Consider the following 9,159-nt stretch of genomic DNA (forward strand, 5'->3'; position numbering starts at 1 on the left):
GGAAGGCAGCTGAGAGATTATCTTCCTGTCCCGCAATCCGCTACTGCCAATGGTGCAATCTACTCCCAGACTTCGGGTAATTTTCCGGTAGGAGACCCCACAGGAGTGTACCCCAATGAAAGAGCATTTTCAGAGAAAGTCCTGGAAAACTCACCATTAGACAGGATCTTACAGCAGAAACAGGTAGGCCAGGCGTGGAGCGAGAAGCCTGTGCAGTTTGACTATGACGTCAATACAACACAGGATGCCGTAAAGAAATATACCACCGTAACAAGCTGGGAATATGGAAGTACAAAAAGTAGTATGAGCCAAAGTACCGTTTATGGTGATTCGCAGCTGTATAAAAATATGGTAACGGATGAAGACGGTAACCTGACCATCGAATTTAAGAACGGACGGGGACAGGTATTGCTGGTCAGAAAAATGTTAAGTGCCACGGAAAAAGCCGATACGTATTATGTGTACAATGAATACAACCAGCTGGCTTTTGTCATTCCGCCTTTGGCTTCAGTCATTCAAAGCCTGTCATCCTCTGACCTGGAAAACCTCTGCTACCAGTACAAATATGATGGCAGGGGCCGTATGGTAGAAAAAAGGCTTCCCGGAAAAGGCTGGGAATATATGGTGTATGATAAACAGAACCGTTTAGCCATGACCCAGGATGCCAATATGGGTGCCTCAAAACAGTGGCTTTTCACCAAATATGATAAGTTTGGCAGAATAGCCTATACCGGTATTTATACAAGCACGGCAAATTACGACAGTGCCGGAAGAGCCAATGAACAGGCGAATGTAGACTCCAAAGGAAGTAATAATGTGGCCCGGACCATTACCGTAGGTTTCACCGGAAGTGGCATGAATGTATATTATGACAATACCGCAGCCAATAATTTCCCAAATACCATCACAAAGCTTCTGAGCATCAATTATTACGATAACTTGTATGATATGCGTTATAGCTTCACGCCGGATTTGTCACAGTCCATCTCACAAGAATCTTTATTATATGACGCCCCGGATCAGGATGGAAAAAGTACCAAAGGCCTTCCGGTGATGAGTCTGGTAAAAAATATCGAGGATGACGACTGGACAAAAAACTATGTGTATTACGATAAGAGAGGCCGGGTGGTCGGGAATTATTCGATCAACCATTTAGGAGGAAGAACGGAAGTGGCTTCAAAACTTGACTTTTCAGGGGTGGTTCAGCAAAGTATTACCCGGCATAAACGCTTGAGTACGGATACCGACAGGATCATCACCGAAAACTTCACCTACGATACGCAGAATCGCTTAATGACGCACACCCATCAGGTAGATAACGGCCCTACAGAATATTTAGCTCAGAACACTTACAATGAGCTTTCACAGCTTTCGGGGAAGAAAGTCGGGGGTATATCACCTTCGACTCCACTTCAGGATATCAGCTACAGCTATAATATCAGGGGATGGATGACCAAGATTAATGATCCGAAGAATTTAGGCAGCAAACTCTTTGGGTATGAGATTAAATACAATCAGGTGGAGGGACAACAAACGCCTGATCCTTTTGATGCCAATTTAAAAGTATTACCTAAATACAATGGGAACATTGCCGAAGTTGACTGGCGGACGAACACTGTTTCGGGGGATTACTTAAGAAGATATGGTTATGTGTATGACAAGCTGAACCGACTCTCCGCCGGGTTTTACCAGAGAGATGACCATCCTTCAGTTAATGAATACTTTGAAAAGATAACCTATGACCTTAACGGGAATATCTCCGGACTGAAAAGAACAGCTTCCTTGGCCGGCAATACCACAGCAGGATTAATTGATAATCTGACCTACCAATATTTCAACAATAAAAATAGCAACCGCTTAAAGACCGTTACCGATTCTTCCACCGATTACAGAGGATATCCTGATGTTTCAGGAACAGAGATCGGATATGACCTTAATGGAAATATGACTTCCCATAAGGATAAAGGAATTTTACAGATTGATTATAATTACTTAAATCTTCCTGATAAGCTGAAATTTGATCAGACGTATATTTACAGGAACACATTTACAGGAACCAACGAAACCCGTAATGTAATGACTAAGTATCTTTATCGGGCTGATGGCACGAAGTTGAGTAAAGATTATACTTATGGTGTGTCCAGAAATCAATCTGAAAGAAGTTCCATCACTGAGTATCTGGATGGCTTTCAATATGAAGGGGGTGGCATCCCTACTTCGATTATTAACAGAAGTTTAAAATTTGTTTCAACTTCGGAGGGTTATTTTAATTTTGTAATAAATAAGTATATTTACAATTATACAGATCACTTAGGAAATATACGCTTAAGCTACTACAATAATGAAGGCAGCTTATTGGTTATTGAAGAAAACAACTATTATCCTTTTGGATTAAAGCATGAAGGATATAATGATTTGACAGGAAATCCTTCGTATCAGTATAAGTATAATGGTAAGGAATTGCAGACTGAAACAGGCATGTATGATTACGGAGCAAGATTTTATATGCCGGATATTGGAAGATGGGGCGTGGTGGATCCGCTAGCGGAAAAATACAGAAGATGGTCGCCTTATAATTATGTAATGAATAATCCAATTAGATTTATTGATCCGGATGGGAGATCTGGAAAAGATTGGGTACATAATAGAGAAACGAATCAGGTGTATTGGAATCCTAATGCTAGAAGTCAGGCTACAGCAGGGGAAAATGAAACTTATTTGGGTAAAAGTGGAACTTATTCAGCAGCCAACGGCTCTTATGTAAATTTAAATTCTAATACTACATTTACAACAACTTCTTATAATCTATCGGATATTGGAGTTGGAATAAATTTAGACCCGTTAATACATGGAGGCGATAATGCATCATCCATGAGCTCATTAGCTTTTGGAAATAATGATGGTTCATATATAAGAGCTACCCCTGATAATCCTTTTGCTAATCCTTCTTCTCAATTGGCATACAATGGATTAATCGGTATGCAAATGGCTGCATCTGGAATTGCAGCGGAGGCTGTTCTAGGTGCAGTAGGAATTACAGGTGGAATTTCTTTATCTACTACAGGTTCATTAGCTGGAGATGGAATAAGTAGCTTAGGAGTTCAAACAAGTCTGAAAACAATTCCAGTAACAGATCCTATTACTTATGATGCAAGTTTATTGCTAAAAACAGATCTTTATCATAATTTTCCTACAAATTTTGACAGCCATATTATTAATAATGGTTCTTGGTCTCAAAGATTAAAAGATGGAGCCAATTGGTATGAGATGTCAGGAAGTGTAAATGGCACTAAAGGAACTTATCAAATAGGAATTACTCATGGAAATAAGATTTTTCATAAAAATTTTGTCCCACTACCAAAAACAAGTTTATGATATTAAAAAATAAGAATGGAACTCAAAGGATGGAATTCCAAAACCTAATTAAGTTGAATAATGAAAATCCAATATTTATTCAAATGAATGTAAATATAACTAACGATTTTTTTGAGGCTTCTCAGCAAATATCTGTTGAATTAAGTGATTTAGAAGAACTAGGTAATAATTTAAATTCTTTGTGTTCTAATAAAGCAAGAGTCTGTTATTTTCAACATATAGATGAAAGATTGAAAATAAAATTTTCTAATAATGATGGAGAATTTTCTATAGAGGGTTTTTTAAAAGATCAAACTTATTTTAACTCCGTTAATTTTTATTTTGAAGTGTATCCTATTGACATTATCGAATTTAATAATGAATTACGTGCAGAACTAAGGTTGTTATAATAAGCAGCATAAAAGAGAACCCCGCTGCGCAAAGTCTGTGACTTTGAGCGGATAAATAACCAAACCCTCGCAAGTTGCGAGGGTTTTATTATTTAGCAAACGCCTGTTTTGTTTTAAAATTTTGGATAATGTTGTCAACGAGAAAGAACAGATGTTCTTTGGTTGCAGGATCAAGCTTGTCGATATCTTCGATGCGTTTCATTACTTCTTTGTCGTAAGAGGAAATCTCACCTTCCCCGATTAAATAATCTACCGTTACATTAAAAGTTTTCGCCATTTTCATCAGTACTTCAATGGAAGGAGTATTTGCATTGCGTTCGTAGTTCCCGATGATTGTTCTGGAAACTTCAATCCTTTTGGCTAGATCTTCCTGCGAAAGATTAAACTGTTTACGAAGTTGTACTATGCGCTCTCCAATGTTCAACATACTTGACTAATATTAAGTTAAAATAGCAATTATGAGCAAATTTAGATAAAATAGTTTGACAAAAGAAATGTGTTTTTGTTGCGTAAAAGAAAAGTAATATTCACATTTGCCAAACAAAGTTGACAATGTTAAATTTTTAGAAATTTTTTAATCAATGGAAATCTCTGCCATCAAAGAACGCTTAAGCTTATCCGCAGTTCTTCAACATTACTACCTTGAGCCTAAAAACAATATGCTTTTATGTCCTTGGCATGAAGATAAAACAGCAAGCCTTCAGGTAAATACGGACAAGAATTTTTATAAATGCCACGCTTGCGGAAAGACAGGCGATGTGATACAGTTTATTGAAGATTACGAAAAACTCACAAAACATGAAGCGATAAAGAAAGCAAAATCTTTGATTGAGAGTTCAGTATTTAAGGCAGAGAGAAAAACACAAAGTCAACATAAAGATGCAGAGGAAGGGCGGACAGACTTTTTAGAAAAGATGTTCGCCTATTTTAAAAATGCTTTGCATAGCAGTAAGCCCGCAAGAGAATATTTAGAGAAGAGAGGTTTAGACAACAGTATTTTAGAGATTGGTTACAACTCGGGACAGTTCCATCACGGGGAAAGAAAAAGCGAAGAGTTGATAAACAATGCCGTTGAAACTGGGTTACTATTAGACAAAGGACTCGTCAACAACAGAACCAAAGAAAAAGCGTATCAGGTTTTTGTCAATAAATGTATTATTTTTCCTCTGAAAGACAGGGAGAATAAAATTGTAAGCATTTACGGAAGAAGCATTTTAGAACCTAAAGATAATAAATTGGCTGCGGGAACATCCCGCCATTTTTATCTAAAAAATCGTTCCGGAATTTATCCGGGATATCCAAAGAAAGAAACTAAAAAACTCATTCTTACAGAAGCAATTATTGATTGTGCAAGTTTACTTCAGATAAAAGAAATCAGAAATAATTACAGTCTGATAAGTTGTTTTGGAACGAACGGATTGAATGAGGAGATTTTAAACGCAATAAAAGAACTTCCGGAACTTGAAGAAATTATATTTTGTTTTGACCAGGATAAAGCAGGAAAAATGGCTGTCGCCAAATGTAGCAATCTATTAAAGGAACAATGTAACAATGTTAAAATTACAACGGTTGAACTTCCTAATAATGATATCAACGAAACATTGCAATTGCACGATGAAAGTATTTTTGTAGAGCTGATTAATAATAGAAAAGATATTTTTCTTTCAGTTGAAAATGAAAGGGTTGCAAGTTTGAATCCTGTCGAGATTACAGAAAATAAACGTTCGAGTCAGGACACAACTCGAACGAACGACCTTAAAAGTCCTATAGATTTTTTAGAGCAGAAAAATTTACTTCAGAACCTGAACCAGCTGATTGAAAAAGCAGGGATTATTGGGGAAGAAAACAGCAGATTATTATTGTTTTTAATTACGATAAGTTATTTAAACAAAAGTCCATTACACGGAAGTGTACAAGGTTCAAGCGGAAGCGGGAAAACGCATATTATCAGCAGGATTGCGGATTTAATGCCCCAGGAAGATGTTCTGAGATTTACAAGAATTACAGAATCAAGCTTATATAATTGGGGAGAATTTGATTTATTCCAAAAGATAATAATTATCGAAGATCTGGATGGATTAAAAGAAGATGCACTCTATGCACTAAGAGAATTTATATCGAACCAGGTATTAAGAAGTTCCGTAACCATCAAGGATAAAAAAGGAAATAATAAATCTTCTCATAAGATTGTGAAAGGTCAATTTAGTTCACTTTCTGCAACGACAAAAGGCGAAACGTATGAGGATAATATGAACCGGAGTTTTATTGTTGCCATCAACGAAAGTGAGGAACAGACCAGGAAAATTATTGATTACCAGAACCTGAAAAATGCAGGAATGATTGACAGGAACAACGAGCAGAAAGCCATCAGTTTTATACAGAAATTGGTCAAGAATCTGAAATGTTATGAAGTGGTAAATCCTTACGCAATGGAACTTCAATTACCCGATAAAGTAAAGAATAAAAGACGTTTAAATGAAATGGTACAATCTATTATCAAACAAATTACCATCTTAAATCAATATCAAAGAAAACAGACCAGTGACGGAAAATTAATCACCGAAATCGAAGATTTAGAACAGGGAATCGATATCCTTTTTGAGAGCATTATTTTGAAGATAGACGAGCTGGACGGAAGCCTGAGACAATTTTTAGAGAAATTGAAGAAACGTTTTGAACAAAGGGAATTTAACCGTTTTGAAGCAATGGAATATACAGGTTTTAAGAAAAGTCAATTACAGGTTTATCTCAATGAATTGGTACGATTGGAATATCTGAAACAGAAAGGTTTTGTAAACAAAGGATTTACTTATAAAATCGGCTATTCTGATGATATTGGAAAAGTCAGACAGGAATTAAAAGACCATTTTAAAAAGATAATAGATAAACTAAAACTGGACGCTAGCGGAAGCTAAACGGAAACAAGAGTTATTGAAAATCAACTATTTAGTAATTTAAAATCGTTTGTTTCCATTTTCCACAGAAAACACAAAAGCAAAACCGTCATACTTGATACACATGGATGAAGAAAACATACTGCAATTTAGAAAAGAATTACAGAACTTAGGGTATTGCAAAACCGTTATAAACTCCTATCCAAAGCAGATTGCAAAGTTTTTGAGATATACCCGGAAAGAAAATTTTGAAGTGCAAACGGGAGATATTTTAGATTATTACAGTTATCTGAAAACGGTCATAAGTTCAAGAACTAAAAAGCCCTTAAGTGACAATTATCTGCACTCTATTGCATTGGCTATCAAACTCTATTTTGATTATCTGCAAAGAACCGGAATCATAAAAATCAATCCTTATCAACTGAAAATAAAAGCTCCTAAATCTGAGGAAAGAAAAGTATTTACAGACGAAGAAATCAGAAAATTATACAATAAAAGCAGTCAGCTGCAGACTATTATATTACACCTATGTTATGCGTGTGGATTACGAAGGACAGAGGCAACAGAACTGAAAATTAAAGATATAGATTTAGAAAATTGTTTGTTATATATCAGAAAAGGAAAAGGCAAAAAACGCAGAGTGATCCCATTTACCAAACAGGTTAAAAAAGATCTTGAGAAATTTTTAGAAACCAAAGCCCGGAACCAGGACGAAAAACTGATCACCCAAAACCCTTACGAAGAATTTAGAAAATTACTCCGGAAAACAGGATTGGAAAACAAAGGATTTACATTGCATTGTTTGCGACATACAATTGCAACGCAGTTATTAGAGCAAGGAATGGAACTGGAAAAAGTGAGGGATTTTTTAGGACACGAATATTTAGGAACTACACAGATTTATACAAGAATCAATACAATGTAACAATTTACCAAGTGAAAATGTAGCAATGAAACCATCAACTGACAACCACGGGCTAACAACTTTTTTAAAAAATGAATTATCTGAAGGAACTGTAAAAAACTATCTCTACGAAATAGAAAAGTTTAAAAAGCATTATAAAAATTCGGAGAAACTGAGCTATCAGAATCTAATGGAATATGTAGAATACTTAAGAAAAAGCTATACTCCTCAAAGCGTAAAAAGAACGGTTTATGCCATCAAAAAATACTATGATTATTTAGTAGAGACACGAAAGATAAAAACAAATATTGCAACAAGTATAAAGATAAAAGACGGCAAAGAAAACCCGATACAATTACAGGAATTACTCACGGAAAAAGAACTGCAAAAGCTTTTAGAACCGAGAAAAGAACGTTATCCGACATTAGAAAAAAGAAACCAAATTATAATGAGTTTATTGGTGAATCAAGCGTTATTGGTTGGAGAAATTGAAAGATTAAAGATTGAAAATCTAGATCTGAAAAATGCAAAAATAAAAGTTCAGAAAACAGGAATTACCAACGAAAGAATATTAGAATTAAAAGCAGAACAAATATTGTTATTTTATCAGTATTTAAAGGAAGAAAGAGAACAATTAAAAACCTTCAGAACAGAAGCAGAAAACTATTTTTTATTAGGAAAATTAGGAACAAAAACCACAAAAGAAGATATTAATTATTTAGTCTCAACGTATCAAAAATAGTTTACAAAACGACTGACTTCCACGAGGATAAGACAAAGCGTTATCAAACTGAAATTAGACCAGGGCGAAAACTTAAGAAAAGTACAATATTTTGCAGGACACAAACACGCAGACACCACCGAAAAATACAGAGAAACCGGGATTGATGCGTTACAGACAGCGATTAACCAGTTCCATCCGATAAAATAAGAACCAAGGAAAAAGTAAAAAGAGCCAAAGTCCAACGCTTGCATTTTGAATTAAATTGTCATTCTGAGCGTAGTCGAAGAGCCGCCCTCACTTCAAAAAAGACATTTTCCTCCACTCAAACCCTCCAACTCTCCCACACAAAACAGCCACAGCAAATTACATAATCAAAATTATACGCAAACCCAACGCTAAACGTTGCCTTCCACTCCGACAAGCTTCGTTACTGGCAAATCCCTCATTGCCTATAATTTGGGATTATGTAAAATGCTTTCCTACGCTTCGTTTTTACAAAAAACTCCGCTTCCACCGTTTTTAGCCAACAACTTTCCCCGAATCTTTCCAGCTCCGAAAAAAGACTTTTTCTCCAACGCTTCAACCACCCGAAACAAGGAAAAATGCACCATCACTTTTGAAAGTTCTTCGATTGGAATTTAGCAGATAAATACAACTAAAAATGTTAAAATGTGGATAAAGCCGAAGCTAAAAACAGCACCAATTTTACCCATATTTTAACATTTTACAACAACAGCGACAATAAACCACCAGAACCACCAGACAAATCAATAAGAAAAAAAATATACCTTTGTAAAGAAAATAGCCCGCTGGTCAGAGCGGACTATCAGATAAATAAAATTACCTAAAGTGATTGCACTACTATTGTTCGTG

At 35.7% G+C, this 9,159-nt stretch carries 7 protein-coding genes; 6 read left to right on the forward strand and 1 reads right to left on the reverse strand.

Features of this window, described 5'->3' with window-relative positions; all coding sequences use genetic code 11:
• Positions 1–3,375, forward strand: a 3,375-nt coding sequence (locus tag AC0N32_RS19525; protein WP_476395505.1) for an RHS repeat-associated core domain-containing protein, incomplete at its 5' end; no start/stop codon positions are given.
• The gene (locus AC0N32_RS19530) at positions 3,372–3,764 is read left to right on the forward strand and encodes a WapI family immunity protein (RefSeq protein ID WP_476395506.1); all 393 of its coding nucleotides are present in this window, start codon (positions 3,372–3,374) and stop codon (positions 3,762–3,764) included. The genes AC0N32_RS19525 and AC0N32_RS19530, both read left to right, overlap by 4 nt.
• 88 nt (positions 3,765–3,852) lie before the next feature.
• On the opposite strand, the gene AC0N32_RS19535 is transcribed toward AC0N32_RS19530, so the two are convergent.
• Positions 3,853–4,191 carry a helix-turn-helix domain-containing protein gene (locus tag AC0N32_RS19535; protein ID WP_476395507.1) on the reverse strand — a complete coding sequence of 113 codons (339 nt, stop codon included), beginning with the start codon at positions 4,189–4,191 and terminating at the stop codon, positions 3,853–3,855.
• Positions 4,192–4,345: 154 nt separating this feature from the next.
• Between AC0N32_RS19535 and AC0N32_RS19540 the strand changes: the two genes are divergently transcribed.
• The 4 genes from AC0N32_RS19540 (at position 4,346) to AC0N32_RS19555 (ending at position 9,134) form a co-directional block, all read left to right on the forward strand.
• Complete coding sequence (locus AC0N32_RS19540; RefSeq protein WP_476395508.1) at positions 4,346–6,679, forward strand: CHC2 zinc finger domain-containing protein; 2,334 nt, start codon at positions 4,346–4,348, stop codon at positions 6,677–6,679.
• Positions 6,680–6,782: 103 nt separating this feature from the next.
• Positions 6,783–7,583, forward strand: a complete 801-nt coding sequence (locus tag AC0N32_RS19545; RefSeq protein WP_476395509.1) for a tyrosine-type recombinase/integrase — start codon at positions 6,783–6,785, stop codon at positions 7,581–7,583.
• 25 nt (positions 7,584–7,608) lie between these two features.
• Positions 7,609–8,304, forward strand: a complete 696-nt coding sequence (locus AC0N32_RS19550; protein ID WP_476395510.1) for a tyrosine-type recombinase/integrase — start codon at positions 7,609–7,611, stop codon at positions 8,302–8,304.
• A 653-nt stretch (positions 8,305–8,957) separates the two neighbouring features.
• Complete coding sequence (locus tag AC0N32_RS19555) at positions 8,958–9,134, forward strand: hypothetical protein (RefSeq protein ID WP_476395511.1); 177 nt, start codon at positions 8,958–8,960, stop codon at positions 9,132–9,134.
• Positions 9,135–9,159 lie beyond the last annotated feature (25 nt).

It is taken from the genome of Chryseobacterium endophyticum, assembly GCF_056333165.1.